16 protein-coding genes are annotated in these 17,978 nt (G+C 59.2%); all 16 read right to left on the bottom strand.

What is annotated here, in order from left to right; translation table 11 throughout:
- Window positions 1–155: 155 nt before the first annotated feature.
- The 16 genes from serA to ruvB all read right to left on the bottom strand — a co-directional run bounded on the left by serA (window position 156) and on the right by ruvB (window position 17,888).
- The gene (gene serA / locus RS75_RS18665) at window positions 156–1,751 is read right to left on the bottom strand and encodes a phosphoglycerate dehydrogenase (RefSeq protein ID WP_045023265.1); all 1,596 of its coding nucleotides are present in this window, start codon (window positions 1,749–1,751) and stop codon (window positions 156–158) included.
- Between the two features lie 83 nt (window positions 1,752–1,834).
- Window positions 1,835–3,013, bottom strand: a complete 1,179-nt coding sequence (locus tag RS75_RS18660; protein WP_045023264.1) for a phosphoserine transaminase — start codon at window positions 3,011–3,013, stop codon at window positions 1,835–1,837.
- Window positions 3,014–3,229: 216 nt separating this feature from the next.
- Entirely contained in the window at window positions 3,230–4,075 is an 846-nt protein-coding gene (locus RS75_RS18655; protein WP_045023263.1) for an outer membrane protein, read from the bottom strand.
- Window positions 4,076–4,265: 190 nt separating this feature from the next.
- Window positions 4,266–5,618: a phosphoglucosamine mutase gene (gene glmM / locus RS75_RS18650; protein WP_045023262.1), complete on the bottom strand. Its 1,353-nt coding sequence runs from the start codon at window positions 5,616–5,618 to the stop codon at window positions 4,266–4,268.
- A 190-nt stretch (window positions 5,619–5,808) separates the two neighbouring features.
- Window positions 5,809–7,773 carry an ATP-dependent zinc metalloprotease FtsH gene (gene ftsH / locus RS75_RS18645; RefSeq protein ID WP_045023260.1) on the bottom strand — a complete coding sequence of 655 codons (1,965 nt, stop codon included), beginning with the start codon at window positions 7,771–7,773 and terminating at the stop codon, window positions 5,809–5,811.
- 154 nt (window positions 7,774–7,927) lie between these two features.
- Window positions 7,928–9,256 (bottom strand): tRNA lysidine(34) synthetase TilS, encoded by a 1,329-nt coding sequence (tilS, locus tag RS75_RS18640; RefSeq protein WP_045023258.1) that lies wholly within the window; start codon window positions 9,254–9,256, stop codon window positions 7,928–7,930.
- A gap of 30 nt (window positions 9,257–9,286) precedes the next feature.
- Window positions 9,287–10,288, bottom strand: a complete 1,002-nt coding sequence (gene ybgF / locus RS75_RS18635) for a tol-pal system protein YbgF (RefSeq protein WP_045023256.1) — start codon at window positions 10,286–10,288, stop codon at window positions 9,287–9,289.
- Between the two features lie 158 nt (window positions 10,289–10,446).
- Window positions 10,447–10,980 (bottom strand): peptidoglycan-associated lipoprotein Pal, encoded by a 534-nt coding sequence (gene pal / locus RS75_RS18630; protein WP_045023254.1) that lies wholly within the window; start codon window positions 10,978–10,980, stop codon window positions 10,447–10,449.
- A gap of 208 nt (window positions 10,981–11,188) precedes the next feature.
- The gene (tolB, locus tag RS75_RS18625; RefSeq protein WP_045023295.1) at window positions 11,189–12,496 is read right to left on the bottom strand and encodes a Tol-Pal system beta propeller repeat protein TolB; all 1,308 of its coding nucleotides are present in this window, start codon (window positions 12,494–12,496) and stop codon (window positions 11,189–11,191) included.
- 20 nt (window positions 12,497–12,516) lie between these two features.
- On the bottom strand, window positions 12,517–13,686 hold the full coding sequence (locus tag RS75_RS18620; protein WP_045023252.1) for a hypothetical protein: 1,170 nt from the start codon (window positions 13,684–13,686) through the stop codon (window positions 12,517–12,519).
- Window positions 13,687–13,695: 9 nt separating this feature from the next.
- Complete coding sequence (gene tolR, locus RS75_RS18615; RefSeq protein WP_045023250.1) at window positions 13,696–14,154, bottom strand: protein TolR; 459 nt, start codon at window positions 14,152–14,154, stop codon at window positions 13,696–13,698.
- A 59-nt stretch (window positions 14,155–14,213) separates the two neighbouring features.
- Entirely contained in the window at window positions 14,214–14,933 is a 720-nt protein-coding gene (gene tolQ / locus RS75_RS18610) for a protein TolQ (protein WP_003511390.1), read from the bottom strand.
- A gap of 261 nt (window positions 14,934–15,194) precedes the next feature.
- On the bottom strand, window positions 15,195–15,635 hold the full coding sequence (ybgC, locus tag RS75_RS18605; RefSeq protein WP_045023248.1) for a tol-pal system-associated acyl-CoA thioesterase: 441 nt from the start codon (window positions 15,633–15,635) through the stop codon (window positions 15,195–15,197).
- An 85-nt stretch (window positions 15,636–15,720) separates the two neighbouring features.
- Window positions 15,721–16,248 (bottom strand): NUDIX hydrolase, encoded by a 528-nt coding sequence (locus tag RS75_RS18600; RefSeq protein ID WP_045023246.1) that lies wholly within the window; start codon window positions 16,246–16,248, stop codon window positions 15,721–15,723.
- Window positions 16,248–16,829 carry a DinB family protein gene (locus RS75_RS18595; protein ID WP_045023244.1) on the bottom strand — a complete coding sequence of 194 codons (582 nt, stop codon included), beginning with the start codon at window positions 16,827–16,829 and terminating at the stop codon, window positions 16,248–16,250. Before RS75_RS18595 ends, RS75_RS18600 begins: the two co-directional genes overlap by 1 nt.
- 18 nt (window positions 16,830–16,847) lie before the next feature.
- The gene (gene ruvB, locus RS75_RS18590; protein WP_045023242.1) at window positions 16,848–17,888 is read right to left on the bottom strand and encodes a Holliday junction branch migration DNA helicase RuvB; all 1,041 of its coding nucleotides are present in this window, start codon (window positions 17,886–17,888) and stop codon (window positions 16,848–16,850) included.
- Between the last annotated feature and the right edge of the window lie 90 nt (window positions 17,889–17,978).

Here is a 17,978-nt window from a genome sequence, read left to right as displayed (position 1 = left end):
TTTTAGTATGCGCGGCTTAAATTTTTCGTGATATGCAACCAGTGGAGGAAACGCGCGCGTATTTCGTTGAAACCGGCGGTTCCAGAGATAAAAAACCCGGCACAGGGTTTCCCCTGCACCGGGCCTCATTGTCCCCTTGGGAGGAACGATAGGTATCAGTCGATGTTGAAGGTCAGCGGCCTGACCTGGCGGATCGCCGGGTTGGCACGCAGCTTGTCCAGCACATCTTCGGAGACAGGACCATCGACATAAAGAAGCGCGATGGCGTCGCCGGCTTCCTTTTCACGGCCGAGCTGGAAGTTGGCGATGTTGACGCCAGCCTCGCCGAGCGTGGTGCCCATGAAGCCGATCATGCCGGGAACGTCGGTGTTGGTGATGTAGATCATGTGCGATCCGACATCCGCATCCATGTTGATGTTCTTGATCTGGATGAAGCGCGGCTTGCCATCCGAAAACACCGTGCCGGCGACCGAGCGGATCTGGTTTTCCGTCTTGACCGTCAGCTTGATGTAACCGTCGTAAACGCCGGTCTTGTCACGCTTGACTTCGGACAGGATGATGCCCTTTTCCTTGATCATGACAGGTGCGGAAACCATGTTCACATCCGCTACCTGAGTGCGGATGAGGCCGGCCAGCAGCGCGCTGGTCAGCGCCTTGGTGTTCATGTTGGCGGTTGCACCGTCATAAAGGATTTCGATTTCCTTCGTTGCGCTTTCCTGCACCTGGCCGACGAAAGAACCGAGAACATCCGCCAGACGGATGAAGGGCTTCAGGCGCGGGGCTTCTTCCGCCGTGATCGACGGCATGTTGATGGCGTTGGAGACGGCGCCCTTGACCAGATAATCCGACATCTGCTCGGCAACCTGAAGGGCAACGTTTTCCTGCGCTTCCGTGGTCGATGCGCCAAGATGCGGCGTGCAGACGACGTTCGGCAGGCCGAACAGCGGGCTTTCGGTGGCGGGTTCGACTTCGAACACGTCGAAACCGGCGCCTGCGACATGGCCCGACTTGATGGCTTCGGCAAGGGCTGCCTCATCCACCAGGCCGCCACGGGCGCAGTTGACGATACGCACGCCCTTCTTGGTCTTGGCAAGGTTTTCAGCGCCCAGAATGCCACGTGTCTTGTCGGTCATCGGCACATGCAGGGTGATGAAATCAGCCTGCGCCAGAAGCTCGTCCAGTTCAACCTTGGTCACGCCCATTTCCTGCGCGCGCTCCGGCGACAGGAAGGGGTCGTAGGCCAGAACATGCATCTTGAGACCAAGTGCGCGCGAGCAGACGATGGAGCCGATATTGCCGGCACCGATGACGCCGAGTGTCTTGCCGGTGATTTCGACACCCATGAATTTCGACTTTTCCCACTTGCCCGCCTGCGTGGAGCTATCGGCGGCCGGAAGCTGGCGCGCGACGGCGAACATCAGCGCAATCGCATGTTCGGCGGTGGTGATGGAGTTGCCGAACGGCGTGTTCATGACAATGATACCACGGCGCGAGGCGGCCGGAATATCGACATTGTCGACACCGATGCCGGCGCGGCCGATGACCTTGAGGTTGGTCGCCGCCTCGATCAGCTTTTCGGTCGCCTTGGTGGCGGAACGAATGGCAAGACCATCGTAATTGCCGATGATTTCAGCCAGCTTGTCCTTGTCCTTGCCGAGCTTCGGCTGGAAATCGACTTCGACGCCACGATCACGAAAGATCTGGACGGCGGTTTCCGACAGTTCGTCAGATACGAGTACGCGAGGTGCCATGGTTTACGGGCTCCTTGAAAAGCGGTGCAGTTTTAAAAGCGGGAAATCGGCGGCCCTGCATCAGCGCAGGGCCGGTATCAAAATCAGGCGGCAGCCTTGGAGAGCGTTGCCTTCTGCGTCTGGTACGCCCAGGCGAGCCAGGGCATGACGGCTTCCATATCGGCCGTCTCGATGGTCGCGCCGGCCCAGATGCGCAGACCGGACGGTGCGTCGCGGTAAGCGCCGATATCGAGGGCGACATTTTCCTTTTCGAGCAGGGCAACGATGCCCTTGGCGAAATCCGCCTGCGCGGCGGCGTCCAGCGCAGCCACGTCGGGATCGACGATCTTCAGGCAGACGGAGGTATTGGAGCGGGTTTCCGGCTTGACGGCCAGATTGGCGATCCAGTTATTCTTCTCGATGAAGTCGTAAATGACCTTGGCATTGGCATCGGCACGGCCGATCAACGCCTTCAGGCCACCGAGGTTCTTCGCCCACAGCAGCGCGTCGATATAGTCCTCAACGCAGAGCATCGACGGCGTGTTGATGGTTTCGCCGGTGAAAATGCCTTCGATGAGCTTGCCGCCGGAAACCATGCGGAAGATTTTCGGCAGAGGCCATGCCGGCGCGTAGCTCAAGAGGCGCTCGACAGCGCGGGGCGAAAGAATGATGACGCCATGGCCGCCCTCGCCGCCCAGAACCTTCTGCCAGGAGAAGGTCACGACGTCGAGCTTTGTAAAGTCCATATCCTGCGCAAAAGCCGCCGAGGTGGCGTCACAGATCGTCAGACCTTTGCGGTCATCAGGAATGAAATCGGCATTTGGAACGCGAACGCCTGACGTGGTGCCGTTCCAGGTGAAAACCACGTCACGGTCGAAATCGACCTCGGCAAGGTTCGGCAGCAGGCCGTAATCGGCCTCGAACTTGCGGACGTCCTTAAGCTTCAGCTGCTTGACGACGTCGGTGACCCAGCCGGCACCGAAGCTTTCCCAGGCGACCATATCGACGCCACGTTCGCCGAGCAGAGACCAGAGCGCCATTTCAACGGCGCCGGTATCGGATGCAGGAACGATGCCGATACGATAATCGGCGGGAACACTCAAAATTTCACGGGTGAGATCGATGGCCTGCTTCAGCTTGGCTTTGCCAACCTTGGCGCGATGCGAGCGACCGAGCGGCGCATCGGAAAGAGCATCTAGCGACCAACCGGGACGCTTCGAGCAGGGACCAGAGGAAAAATGCGTATTGCCCGGACGCACGTCCGGCTTCACGATATCTGTCATTTTGACTATCCTTCCAGATAGGCGCTCCACGTTAGGGTGGAGTGTCCTGACGCCGTTGCTATTCCTCTCACCGGCCTCCGTCAAGCGGAATATGTCGCTACGCATGGAAATTTTGGTCCATATGCGTCATGCGCCGCGTCAGACACCCCTAAACAAAAAACCGCCCGCATCCGAGGAGGATGCGGGCGGTTTCAAACTATCAGTCCGGCGTGACGTTTATTTATAAACGGCAGGCTGCAACGGAATATCGGCAGGCGGCATATATTGCGCGGTATCGCAGCCATTGAAGACATAACGGCCGCCGACACGCACTTCATGCGAATAGAGGCCCTTGTCGCGGCCGGGGCCACCATTGTTCTCGTAACCGAACATGTCGCCCTTGTTGATGTGGCGGAAACGGTAGCCGATATCGGCCTTGAGGTTACAGGTGACGTCGATGGAGGCGCCGGCCATCAGGGCGTAGGCGAAACGCCACTTGCCCTTGCCACCGTGTTCCGTGGTCGGATCGCAGCCGAGGCCGCTTGTGCTGCACGAGGTGTTGCGCAGCTTGTCCCATTTGACATAGGAGCCGCCGATACCGCCGCCGACATAAGGCGTGATGCGACCGTAAGTTCCGAGATCGACATAGGCATTCGCCATGAGCGTATAGGCCCGCAGCGCACTGAGGTCCGCCGAGACACAGGGACCGGTCACGGAGCCACATTCACCGCTCGTCGAACCACGGAAATCCGACTTACCCATATAGTCAAACGTCACGTCACTGCGAAAATAGTTGTTGAACTGATAACCGACACCGGCACCGATGATATAACTATCCTTCATCGTCGCGGTGTCAAAATCCCTCAGATCACCACTGGGTCCACCCTGATAATAGTGGGCGCCGCGCAGCTTGTTGAAGGAATAACCGACGTCGCCGCGCAAATACCAGCCGCTCGCCTGCGTGATCTGAACTTCGGGGGCCTCGACGTAAGCCGGGGCGGGTTCGGCCTGGTAAAGATCTGCGCCGACGGCGCTCGTGCCGGTCAGCAGAACGGCCAGAAATCCGGCCAGGGCGTTTTTCATGACTTCCACTCCTGAAGAGGCACGTGCGCGATTGCGACAGCAGATGCCAGTGAACTGTTCAGTCATGGAGATTGACGTAAAATGGTTAAGTCCCGATTAACCACGATGATTCACTATATTTATTAGGAAACACTAAAAGAAAAAACCGGCTGGAAGGCCGGCTTCTTTTTCGTTTCTTTCTCCGCGCAGCTTACGCGGCGGAACGGGCGTTGGATATGACGCCGACAAGGTCGTTGACGATCTGCTCCACTTTCGCGCTGTCGTCGCCCTCCGCCATGACACGGATCAGCGGTTCCGTGCCGGAAGGGCGGATGACGAGGCGGCCATTATTGGCCAACGCGCTTTCCGCATCAGCGATCGCCTGCTGCACAACAGGGTTTTCCAGCGGTTTTCCGCCGGAAATACGCACGTTTTTCAGGAGTTGCGGCACCGGCTCGAACTTGCGGCAAACCTCGCTGACGGTAAGGCCGGAGCGTTTAACCTTGGCGAGAACCTGCAATGCCGCCACGAGACCATCACCGGTGGTGCCGTAATCCGACAGCACGATATGGCCGGACTGCTCACCGCCAACGTTGAAATTGTGGTTGCGCATATGCTCGACGACATAACGGTCGCCCACCTTGGTGCGGGCAAGGGTGAGGCCCTTGTCGCCAAGGAAGCGCTCCAGGCCGAGGTTGGACATCACGGTGGCGACAATGCCGCCGCCGCGCAGCGTGTTGTCGGCGGCCCAGCTATCGGCAATCACCGCCATCAGCTGGTCGCCGTCGACGATCTCACCACGTTCGTCGACGATGATGACACGGTCCGCATCGCCATCGAGCGCGATGCCGATATCAGCCCGCACCTCATGCACCTTCTTCTGCAGGGCTTCGGGATGGGTGGAGCCGCATTCGAGGTTGATATTGATACCGTTCGGCTCGTTGCCGATGGTGACGACTTCCGCCCCCAGTTCCCAGAGTGCTGCGGGGGCCACCTTATAGGCAGCGCCGTTGGCGCAGTCGATGGCGATCCGGAGGCCGCTCAGCGTCACGTCACGCGGCAGGGTGCGTTTGACGAATTCGATATAGCGGTAAATATCGCCATCCACGCGCTTGGCGCGACCGATCTCGCTCGGCTTGGCAAGCTGGGCATAGATATCCTTGTCGAGAATATCCTCGATTTCCATTTCCAGTTCGTCGGAGAGCTTGTAGCCGTCCGGTCCGAAAAGCTTGATGCCGTTGTCGGAAAAGGGGTTGTGCGACGCCGAGATCATCACGCCGATATCGGCACGCAGCGAACGGGTCAGCATCGCGACGGCGGGCGTGGGAATAGGCCCGAGCAGAAAGACATCGAGGCCGGCTGCGGTAAAACCGGCAACCAGTGCATTTTCCAGCATATACCCCGAAAGCCGCGTATCCTTGCCGATCACGACGCGATGGCGATGATGGCCCCGGCGGAAGATCGTTCCAACCGCAATGCCCACACGCATCGCCAGATCCGGTGTCATGGGAAATACGTTCGACTGTCCGCGGATACCATCGGTTCCGAAATAACGGCGTGCCATTTGAACTCCAAATCTTTCGGGCATTCCGGCAAAAGGTGAAAACAGCCGGAAGCATTTTTGGCTAGATGCCACAAACAACGATAAACAGCACGTAAATTACCGCGAAAATGGCTTATATCTTGTTACCAAACTGAAATGGCCACCCGGAAAACCGGGTGGCCATTTACAATCACTCGCCGTGTTCAAGCGATCAGTGCGGCTGCGGCTCCATGCCACCTTCGGCCTCACCGTCGCCCTTGGCTTCGCCGTCACCCTTGGCTTCACTTGGGCCGTCCTTCTTGGTGCCGGCTTTCGGCACTGCCGAACCACGGCTGCCTGGAGAATCATCGCCCAGATCGCGCGCGGGCTTCTCGCCCCTCAGCAATGCCTTGATCTCGTCACCCGTCAGGGTCTCATATTCGAGAAGACCCTCGGCAATCGCAACAAACCCGTCATGGTTGTCCGTCAGAATACGCCGTGCCTCAGTATAGGCCTCGTCGATCAGGCGGCGAACTTCGGTGTCGATCGTCTGAGCCGTTGCCTCGGAAACGTTCTTGGACTGCGAAACGGAATGGCCAAGGAACACTTCCTGCTGGTTCTCACCGTAGGATACCTGTCCTAGAGCATCGGAGAAGCCCCATTGCGTCACCATGGCGCGGGCAAGCTTGGTGGCCTGCTCGATATCCGAAGACGCACCGGAGGTGATGTTCTCCTTGCCGAAGGTCAATTCCTCGGCAACGCGACCACCCATCATGATCACCAGACGCGACACCATCCATTTGTAGCTCATGGAGTAGCGGTCGCCTTCCGGCAACTGCATGACCATACCCAAGGCACGGCCGCGAGGTATGATCGTCGCTTTGTGCAACGGATCGGCCATGGCGACCTTCAGCGCGGTAATCGCGTGTCCCGCCTCATGGTAAGCCGTCAATTTCTTTTCAGCCTCGGTCATGGCGGAGGAGCGGCGTTCCGCACCCATCATGATCTTGTCCTTGGCGTCCTCGAACTCCTGCATGGTCACCACGCGCTTGTTGCGGCGGGCGGCCATCAGGGCGGCTTCGTTGACGAGGTTCATCAGGTCTGCACCCGAAAAACCGGGCGTGCCACGGGCCAGAATCTTGAGATCGACATTCGGGGCCAACGGCACGTTGCGAATGTGAACCTTGAGGATGCGCTCGCGGCCGACGATATCCGGGTTTGGCACGACGACCTGACGGTCGAAACGGCCGGGACGCAGAAGCGCCGGGTCGAGAACGTCAGGACGGTTGGTCGCGGCGATGAGGATGATGCCCTCATTGGCCTCGAAGCCGTCCATCTCGACCAGCAGCTGGTTCAGCGTCTGCTCGCGCTCGTCATTACCACCGCCGAGACCGGCGCCGCGATGACGACCGACAGCATCGATTTCGTCGATAAAGATGATGCAGGGCGCATTTTTCTTGGCCTGTTCGAACATGTCACGCACACGGCTTGCGCCAACGCCGACAAACATTTCCACGAAGTCCGAACCGGAAATGGTGAAGAACGGCACATTCGCTTCGCCAGCGACGGAACGCGCCAGAAGCGTTTTACCGGTGCCGGGAGGGCCGACCAGCAGCACGCCGCGCGGAATTTTGCCGCCGAGGCGCTGGAACTTCTGCGGGTCGCGCAGAAACTCCACGATTTCCTCAAGGTCCTGCTTGGCTTCGTCCACGCCTGCGACGTCGTCAAACGTCACCCGACCATGCGCTTCCGTCAGAAGCTTGGCCTTGGACTTGCCAAAACCCATCGCGCCGCGCGAGCCGCCCTGCATCTGTCGCATGAAGAACAGCCAGACGCCAAGGATGAGGAACATCGGCAAGAGCGTGCCGAGATAGCTCAAAAAACCAGAGGAACCGTCGCTCTCGGGACGTGCCACGATGGTGACGTTCTTGCTCTGCAAACGTTCCATCAGGCTGTCGTCGATGACGGGGGAATAGGTCTGAAAGGCCGTACCGTTTTCGGTATAGGTTCCGAGAACCCTGTTTCCCGTCACGGTCACGTCGCGAACTCGTCCGGAGTCCACATCGCGAATGAACTGGGAATACGGAATTTCACGCGAACTCGTTTGCGTCGGCGAGGTCTGGAACATGCTGAACAAAGCGATCAGCAAAAGGGCAATCACCGCCCACAAGGCGAAATTTCTGAAATTTGGGTTCATAGAACTCCCCGAACTCACACGGACATGTTTGCTGCCCGCCATTACTCGCCCCTAACATAAGGACGACATCTGCCGTTGCCAAGGCGAAGGCCGTTATCTGATGCGTTTTGGTGTAAAAAGTATTCCGTGGCAATTCACGAAAAAGAGGCCGGATTTAAACCGGCGGCTGTGGATATGCCGGGCGGCCAAATAAAACGGCGATAGCATCCGCCAACTCAAGGTCGAAGCGCGGCAGGAAAAGGTCGAAGGGTGCGAGCCTCGGCGCGATGGTGACGGTGTCCGCCAAGGACAAAGCGCCGGCGGCCGGTGCGGCGATTTGCGGCAGGATCGCCATCGCCTGTTTCGCCACTCCAACCGGCACCAACGGGAAAAGTGCCGCCGCATCCGCAGCACTGCCCGCCCCGACATGCACCGGAAAAGCCGATGTGTTTGTCACAAGGAAGCGACCGTCCCACCATCCCTGAGTGCCGGCCTCGACGCGAAGCTCCGGCAGGTTTCGATGTTCGCGAAAAAGATAAAGCCCATCCCGCCGCCGATCGAGGAGAACGCGACCGGCCGTCATCCGGCCGTTCTCCCCCGTTTTGAGAAACAGCAACACCCGCTCCATGCTGCTTGCGGCCGGAAAATAGGCCCTGCCGCCGAGCGTAGCGATGAGCGCCGCCAGACCGTGCCGGAATTCCGGAAGATCGGGCATCAGGCCGTCGCCGGATAATCTGGCGAGCGCGGATTGAGAGACATCAACGTACCGGCGCAGGAAAGCGGCCGTTTTTTCAGAAAGCGCCTGCCTTTTGACTGCCGCCTCCGCATCGACCTGCACCGGGGAGCCGGGAAGTGACTGTCGCACCCGCACGCGTTCATAGCCGGCGTTTTCATTGCTCGGATCGTCAATCCAGCCCCGCGAACGGGATGAGACGAAATCGCGGATTGCCTGTCTTTCACAGGTCAGGAACGGCCGCATGATCCAGTGACGCCTGTCGTATAGGACGGCATCAGCCATTCCGGAGAGACCGAGATTGTCAACGCCACTATTCCGGGCGGCGCGCATCGCGACGGTTTCCCGCTGGTCGCCGATCGTATGCCCTGTCACGACAAGATCCGCGCCAATGTCACGGGCAACCTCGGCGATCAGGCGATATCGGGCGAGGCGCGAGGCTTCGGAAATGCCTGAAGCGGGTTTGACGCCATCCCATCGGCGCACGGCATGGGGAATGCCGAGTTCGGCGCAAAGCATGGAGACCTTATGGGCCTCATCGGCGGATTCCGCTCTCAGTGCATGGTCGACCGTGACGGCGGAAAGCTGCACCCGCTCGCGACCGATCTCCTCCATCACCTCATACAATGCCAGCAACAGACCGGTGGAATCGCTGCCGCCGGAGATTGCGATGAGAATATGGGTGGGTTTGTGAAGTTTTTCGACGAAGGACCTTGCCGCCGCAAGCGGCGCAACTGTTTTTTCGTTCAAAATGCGGGCATCAACCGGCATGGAAAAACCGCCGCCATGGCAGGAGAAAAATCAGCAGCTCAGCCGCTTCTGTTCGCTGGCAACCTTGTTCAACACGGTCTTCGAAGCACTGGGATAACGCTTCGGCACCTCGCGCAACGTGGCGCAGGCGGTTTCGGTATTGTCCAGAGCCGCAAGCGACATGCCAAGTTTCATCAGCATTTCCGGCGCTTTCGGAGATTTGCCATAGGTCTGGTGGCCGTTCAGGAAGGTTTTCGCCGCCTCGTTGAACTTGCCCTGCGAATATTGCGCCTCCCCCAGCCAGAAGCTGGCATCCGCGGCCTTGGTGCCCTTGGGGTAACCCTGGAGATATTGCTGGAACCCCTGCTCCGCCAGCTTGTAGTCGCCGGAAAGAACATGGCCGTAAGCAGCCTGATAGATATCGCTTTCGCTTGTCAGCGCCGCCGTGTTGACCGGATCGGTCTTGCGCGAACCGTTGCCGGTGGTGACACCCGGAAGACTGCCGGAAGAATTATTGGCACCCTGGTTCAATGAGCCGCCGATCGGCATGCCCTTGGAATCAAGTTCGATGGAGCCAAGCGTCGTCTCTGCCGGTGCGCTCGGCGCATTGGCCGGGGCGGACGGCGAAACGGAAGCGCCACCCTGAGGTGGCGTTTCGATGATTGTTGCAACGTCGTCACTCGGCGGGGTGGTCGGAGTGACCTCCGCCTTCTTTTTCGGCGTCGTCGGACTTGCGCCCTTGCCGCCGGCATTGCCGCCTTCCAGTTCCTGGAAGCGGAACTCATTGTCTTCCTGCGCCTTGCGGATCGTTTCCTGCATCTGCAAAAGCTGGAAGCTCATTTCTTCGATGCGGCCGTTGAGCTGCCGGATCTGTTCTTCAAGCTGCTGAACCTTATAGGCTTCATTGGCCTGAACCCGGACGACCGGGGCCTGCTGAGAGTTGAACGTGCCGAAGCTACCCCCCGCACCGAACAGCGGACCCGAAACGGCTGTGCCGCTCAGGCCGGTGCAGGCTGCAAGCCCCAGCATTCCCGCCACGACAAGTTTCTTCATCTCATTCGTCCTGCCTTAACTGATTTGCACCGGAATGGCGCAAGCCGGATTTTTTCCATATCAACCGAAAAAGCAACTTAACTTCGGCCAAACTATGAAAAAAACGAAAGGCGGCCCATAGACCGCCTTCCATTCAAGATCACAAAAGCGTCAGGCGATCACATGCCCGCGCCACCGAGAACCGTCACGGCGCGGCGGTTCTGCGACCAGCAGGAAATGTCGTCGCAAACGGCGACCGGCTTTTCCTTACCGTAGGAGATCGTCTTCATGCGGCCTGCCGGAACGCCCTGGGAAGCCAGGAAGTCGCGGGTCGCAGCGGCACGACGGGCGCCGAGCGCCAGGTTGTATTCACGCGTACCGCGTTCGTCGGCATGGCCTTCGACGGTGATCGCGTAGTTCGGGTAGCGGGAAAGCCACTGCGCCTGGCGCTGCAGCGTCTGCTGCGCATCGGCTCGGATCGAGGTCGAGTCCGTATCGAAGAAGATGCGGTCGCCGACATTGACCGTGAAGTCCTGCTGGGAGCCCGGCGTCGCAGAACCCGCACCGCCAAGACCGAGTTCACCGGCGCTGTTCGGCATGTTCTTCTTGTTCGCGCAGCCTGCGAGAGCAAGAGCGAGCGTCATGGCAATAACAGCGGGGTTACGGGCCAGTTTCTGCATCGGGCTGAGTGCCGAAGTGTGTGTACGGCTCATCGCCGGTCTCTCCTTGGAATTTCAATAACGTTGCCAGACACTAACGGATCGAGGTTAATAGCCGACAAACGCTTATGGTTAACAGAAAGGAAATGTCCCACTTTTTTGCTCCCTCACAACACTTTGCGGCAAGAAAGAGGCATTTCCCGCACGGTGCGGTCAAAACATGACGGCGCCGGTTTTTCCGGCGCCGTCATGGCAGTCAATATCAGTCCAGAAGCGGCGACCAGGCCGGATCCGAAGCGAAGGTGGGGGTCTTGATGAGCTGTTCGTTGTAGCCCGTCAGGTCGATCGAGTAGAGCTGCGGGCCACCAGCGCCGGCGTTCTGGCGGAAGAACATCAGCACGCGGCCATTCGGCGCCCAGGTCGGACCCTCATTGTGGAAGCCGCTGGTCAGGATGCGCTCACCCGAACCGTCGGTCTTCATCACGCCGATCGAGAACTTCCCACCCGACTGCTTGGTGAAGGCGATCAGATCGCCGCGCGGCGACCATACCGGGGTGGAATAGGAACCATCGCCGAAAGAAAGGCGCTGCTGGCCGGAACCATCGGCATTCATCACATAGATCTGCTGGCGGCCACCACGGTCGCTTTCAAAGGCAACACGCTGCCCGTCCGGCGAAAATGACGGCGCCGTATCGATCGCGGAGGTGTTCGTCAGGCGCGTCGTGGTGCGCGAGCGCAGGTCCATGGTGTAGATGTTGGCGTTGCCGTCCTGCTGAAGGCTCATGATGACCTTCTGGCCATCCGGCGAGAAGCGCGGCGAGAACGTCATGCCGGGGAAGTTGCCCACCACTTCGCGCTGTCCGGTTTCCAGCTGCAACAGATAGACGCGTGGTTGCTGGCCTTCGAAGGACATGTAAGTGACTTCCTGACGGTTGGGCGAAAAACGTGGCGTCAGAACGATGTCGTTCGAATTGGTGAGATTGCGGACGTTGAAACCGTCCTGGTCCATGATCGACAGCTGACGCTTGCGCGCCGTCTTCGGGCCGCTTTCGGAAACGAAAACGACACGGGTATCGAAATAGCCCTTTTCACCCGTGACGCGCTCATAAATGGCGTCCGCGATGATATGGGCCACACGACGCCAGTTTTCCGGCTGCGTGAAGAATTGCTGCCCGGTCATCTGCTGGCCCGCGAAAGTATCCCACAGGCGGAACTCGGCGCGCAGACGGCCATCGCTTTCGCGGGTCACGCGCCCGGTCACAAGCGCCTGGGCGTTGATGACCTTCCAGTCCTCAAAACGCGGCTGCTGATCCGGGTTGGCGATTTTTTCGATGAAGGCGCTCTTGTTGACCGGCGCGAACAGGCCCGAGCGCTGCAGATCGGCCGCGATGACGGCCGAAACCTGCGCGCCAATGCCGTCGCCGGATATGAAGTCGGTGATGGCGATGGGCAAGGGCTCGACGTTACCCTTGTTGATGTTGATTTCCACCCGTGCAAAAGCCGGTGCGGAGAAAACCGACATGAGGGCCGCGACAGCGAGCACCAGCCGGATCGGCGAAAATATCTTCATGTTGCCAGGCCTTTCAGCATTCATAGCAATTCACTGGGATCGAAATTCACTACGACTTCGTTCCATGCATCATATTTGTCGGCAGGAAGGTTCGTGAACGGAGCAGAACGCATGATGGCGCGATAAGCCCCGCCGGAAAGAGCGCGGCGCGTTCCCTCGGAACCACCCGTTGCCTCGATCTCGGGCCGGCCGATGATGGTTCCATCACGGTCAAGCTTCATGGTGACCCGAACGCGAACGTCCGAGGCATCCGCCATGCCGGGAATGATCTGCCAGTTCTTCTGGATCGCGCCACGCAGCGCATCCATTTCCGTCTGGCTGAGCGTCGAGCCGCCCGTCGTCTTTTTGCCGCCAAGCGATGCCTGCTGGGTAGAGCGCTTGGCCCCGCCACCTGAAGGCTCCTGCTTGTTCAACAGAGCGGCAACGTCGTCGGCGTTAAAATCGCTTTGCTTCGACGAAGCGGACTTCGCCGTTTCCTGCTTTTTCTCGCCCGGCTTCTTGTCGGAAGGTTTGTCCGTGGACTTCGCCTGGTCGGGCTTGGTCTCCGCCGGCTTTTCGGCGGGCTTCTGCTCGGCGGGCTTGGTTTCGGCCTGTTTCGGTTCTTCCGGCTTCGGCGGTTCGGGACGGGAATTCGGGCGCGGAACGTTTGGCGGCACGGGAATTTCGGCCGGCTCCTGCTGCACGGGCGGCGGCTCTTCCGTCTTGGTTTCCTGCGGCGGCGGCTCGGTCTTCGGCTGCGGCGCGATTTCAGGCTTGGTCTGCGGCAAGGCGGCCATTTCCTGCGGCTTGGGAGCCGAGGTCTCTTCCTTGACGATTTCCTTCACCTCGTTCGCCTTGGTATCGACGACCGGTTGCGGCTTTTCCTGCTTTGGCGGAGCAGCGGCGCTGATATTGTCGTTGGGCTTTGTCGTAGGCGTCGGCGGCGCTTCAATGTCAGCTACGTTGTTGCCGACATTCTGGGCGTTCTCGACGATATCCGGACGCGTGGTCGGAACCGGGGCAGACTTCTCCGCTTTCGGCGCTTTTTTGTCGCCCTGCTGGATCTGGCTCAATTCCTCGATCGGCACCAGCTCCACAGGCAAGGCCTCCGCCTGCGACACGTCAAGCGGCTCCGGCGAGCCCAGGGAAACCAGGGCGAAAGCCAGAAGCGACACGTGCACGATCGCGGATGTGGTAAGGCTGCCCTTCATCGCTTTACGTCAATTGTCCTGTTTCTGCTGGGTTACAAGGCCGATATTCTTGAAGCCCGCCGCCTGGATACGCGCCATCACGTCGGCAACGACGCCGTATGCGGCAACGGAATCAGCGCGCACGAAAATGCGTTCGTTATAACCTGTCGTGGCGATCGCCTGCAGCTTGTCGGCTACCTCGGCCGCCTGGATTTCCGTTTCCTGCAAATGAATCTGACCATTGGCATTGACGGAAATCGTGATCGGCTGCGTATCCGAATTCAGCGCGTTGGCGGATGTCTGCGGCAGGTCGATCGGAACGCCGACCGTCATCATCGGTGCGGCCACCATGAAGATGATGAGCAGCACGAGCATGACGTCGACCAGCGGCGTCACGTTGATCTCGCTGATCGCGCCGCTCCTGCGACGTCCACCGCGTCCCCGGCGTCCACCGGAACCACCGCTGCTGCCACCTGCTGACATACCCATACCATCTACTCCATTTTGCCTTGCGGCAAATTACTGCACAGCATGTAAATTGGGGCCGCTTATTGGGCGGCCTGCCGCGTCTGAAGTTTTTCATCGATCTGGCGCGACAGGATCGCGGAAAACTCGTCGGCGAAACCTTCCATCCGGGCGGAAAGCTTGTGCGCGTCGGCCGTGAACTTGTTGTAGGCGATAACCGCCGGAATAGCCGCCACGAGACCGATGGCCGTTGCCAGAAGCGCTTCCGCGATACCCGGCGCCACAACCGCAAGGTTGGTGGACTTGGAACCGGCGATCGCCTGGAACGACGTCATGATACCGACGACCGTGCCGAACAGACCGATGAACGGACCTGCCGAACCGATGGTGGCGAGCGAACCGAGGCGAGCCTCGTATTGTTCGCCTTCACGGGCGATCGTCACGTCCATTGCCCGGTCGATACGCATTTGCAGACCGATGGGCGAACGCGCGCCGCGTTCGAATGATTTCTTCCATTCCCGCATGGCGGAAACGAAAATTGCCGCAAGACCGACATTCTGGCGTTCTGCCAGCGTGCGGTAAAGCTCCTCAAGCGACTGGCCCGACCAGAAGACCTGTTCGAACTGGTCGAACTGGCGCTTTGCCTTGCCGAAGCTTACGTATTTGTCGAAGACGATCGCCCACGTCCAGACCGAGGCGGCGATCAGTCCGATCATCACGAACTTCACGATGAGGCCCGCCTGCATAAACAGCGCCCAGAGACTTACATCGTGCGTCGCCGCTGCCAAACCTGCCTGTTCCATAATTATCCAATCCCCGAATCCAAACGCCCGGTGCGGGACCGGGCGATTCAAACGCGTGTTAACGCTCGAAGTCCTGCGGCAACAGCCGCCAACCCCTTTGCCATACCCCGATACTTGCCAGTAAGCCTTACTTGCCAATAAATTTGGTGAAAGGAAGGCGTGCGCCGCACAAATGCCAGTTGCTAAAGTAAGACACCATTATGGTTAAAGGAGTGTTACAACCGCGCCACGCTTGATGGATTTACTGGACCGGCCCTGAACTTACTTCAAGAATTTTTCGGCAACCGCCTCCGGAAGACGCCTCGGCCGGCCATTGGCATTGATGACGGCGATGATGACCTTGGCGGCGACAAGCAGTGTTTCGCCGCGCCGAATCTCCTGATTGAGCACCATTTTTGCACCGCCGGCCTTTTCGGTAACGGTGGTGATCGTCAACACGTCATCCATCCGCGCCGGGCTCTTGAAATCAATCTCCATGCGATGAACGACGAAGACAAGACCTTCTTCGTCGGCGGTCAGAAGCGCGCTTTGTTCGCAGCCAAGGCAACGCAGGTAATCGGTGCGCCCGCGCTCGAGAAAATGCAGATAACGCGCGTGATAAACGAGACCGGAAAAATCCGTGTCCTCATAATAGACCCGCTGTGTCAGGCGGTGCCCATGTTCGATGAGTTCGCCTGAAAGCGAAACCACAAGCTCGCTCATGATGTCTCCTTGAAAAAATCGACCGCGCCTGAACGGCCCTCGCGGACGATGAGATGCTCGTGGCGCCTCGTTACAGGGGCAGAAGTCATTTATCGTCCAGATCGCCGTCGTGCCAGACAAGATGTCTCGTGGTTTGCGGCAAGTGTTCTATTTCATCGGCGATGAAATAGGGCGGAATATCGAGTTCGGTCAATGCCTCACGGGTCGCGGCGACCCAGCGAAACTCAAGCTCGTTGTCGCCATCCTGAACGCGGTGAATGATATCCGTTGGATGAAAGGCAAGCGTCTCCGGCAGGTCCATCAGGTAATAGAAACCGAGTTCGTGCCAGTCCTTGCCCTCATAATGGAAAAAATTCTCGACCGCCCACAAAAGCCGCCCGACCTTCGCCTCGACGCCAAGCTCCTCCACCATCTCACGCGCCAGCGTTTCTTCGGAACGCTCGCCCATTTCGGCGCGGCCACCCGGAAAGGTCCAGAATTTTTCGTGCGACGCCCGGTGCACCAGCACATGGCCATCACGAAACGCCAGCCCTGCAACGCGCATCTGGAAAATGCGCTTCGGCTTGAATTTCATGCGGATACGGGTGTCCTGCACTTTGGTATCTTGTGTCATTAACTGGACCTGCGGGCTGGAAACATCAAATCGGCTTCCGTCCACCCTAACGCATCCATCTCGGCTTTTCTCGCCTTTGCGTCATCTCCCACAATGAATTCATCCAGCTGCGGCGGTTCGATCATGGTGCCGGACAACATCGCATGCGCCTGCCCGCGATGATGCGTCTGGTGCTGAAAGAGATGGGACAGGACATCGTCGCAACGATCCTGCTGAATGCGCGTGCCACGATGAATATTGACGGTGGCAGCGAGGCCCTCTCCATCAAGCCTATCGACAAAGGCGATCAACGCCTCATCAAGTTCCGCCTGGGCGATGCGCAGTTCCACCATGGTGGCGAAAGGTTCCTCCTCGGCAAAGGCGTCAAGGCCGAGCGTCCCGCCTTTGATGGCGTCGATATAAAAACGGTCGACGGTGTAGATGTGGTTCAGGGTTGCGCGAAGGGTGGGAAAGAAGCTGACCCGAGGAGCCACGAACTCCTCTTGCGAAAGCTGAAGACAGGCGTGATGCAGCCGGAAATTGGCCAGCCGGTTGTTGCGTGCAAGTTTGCGAAAAACCCGCGAAGAATCATATTCCGGCATATGCCTCTCCCTTTTCGCTCAATCCTCTTCCAGGGTGAGCCGGAACTGCGCAGCTTCGATATCCTTGGGAGGCTGCATGCCCAGATGTTTCCAGGCCGTACCGGTCAGAATTCGGCCGCGTGGCGTACGCTGGATGAAACCCTGCTGGATCATATAGGGCTCGATGATATCCTCGATCGCGTCGCGCGGTTCCGACAGACCGGCAGCAATGGTCTCGATACCGACCGGACCGCCGCCGAAATTGACCGCGATCATGGTCAGATAACGCATGTCCAGCTGGTCGAGACCCATTTTGTCGACGAGCAGCCGCGTCAGCGCCTCGTCGGCGATCTCGCGTGTGACGGCTTCCGCCCGCGCCACCTCGGCAAAATCACGCACCCGGCGCAAAAGCCGTCCGGCGATGCGCGGCGTGCCGCGTGCGCGCCTCGCGATCTCGCGCGCGCCCCCGTCGGTCATGTTCAGCCCCATCAGCCGCGCCCCGCGCCGAACGATCAGTTCCAGTTCATCGACAGTGTAGAAGGCCAGCCGGACGGGAATACCGAAACGGTCGCGCAGCGGCGTCGTCAGAAGGCCGAGACGCGTGGTCGCGGCAACGAGGGTGAATTTGGAAAGGTCGATCTTCACCGAACGGGCCGCCGGCCCCTCCCCGATGATGAGGTCGAGCTGGAAATCCTCCATCGCCGGATAGAGAATTTCCTCGACTGCCGGGTTAAGACGGTGGATTTCATCGATGAAGAGCACGTCGCGCTCCTCGAGATTGGTCAGAAGTGCGGCGAGATCGCCCGCCTTGGCAATCACCGGTCCGGAGGTGGACCTGAAGTTGACGCCAAGCTCCTTGGCCATGATCTGCGCCAACGTGGTTTTGCCAAGGCCGGGCGGTCCCACGAACAACACATGATCCAGCGCCTCGCCGCGGTTCTTGGCGGCTTCGATAAATACCTTGAGATTGGCGCGGGCCTCCGCCTGGCCGGTAAAATCGTCCAGCGACTGCGGACGCATGGTGGTGTCAATATCTTCACCGCGCTTGTCCGCCGAAATCAGTCTGTCCGCATCGCTCATAGAGGGCATTCCATTGTTCTAAACCAATTCAAGAGATGGTCTTCGCCGCTATATCACGACTGTCGCACGAAGGCGCTTCACGAAATTCAG

This window comes from Rhizobium nepotum 39/7 (assembly GCF_000949865.1).
Lineage (GTDB): Bacteria > Pseudomonadota > Alphaproteobacteria > Rhizobiales > Rhizobiaceae > Agrobacterium > Agrobacterium nepotum.
This window is presented reverse-complemented; position numbering and strand designations above follow the sequence as displayed.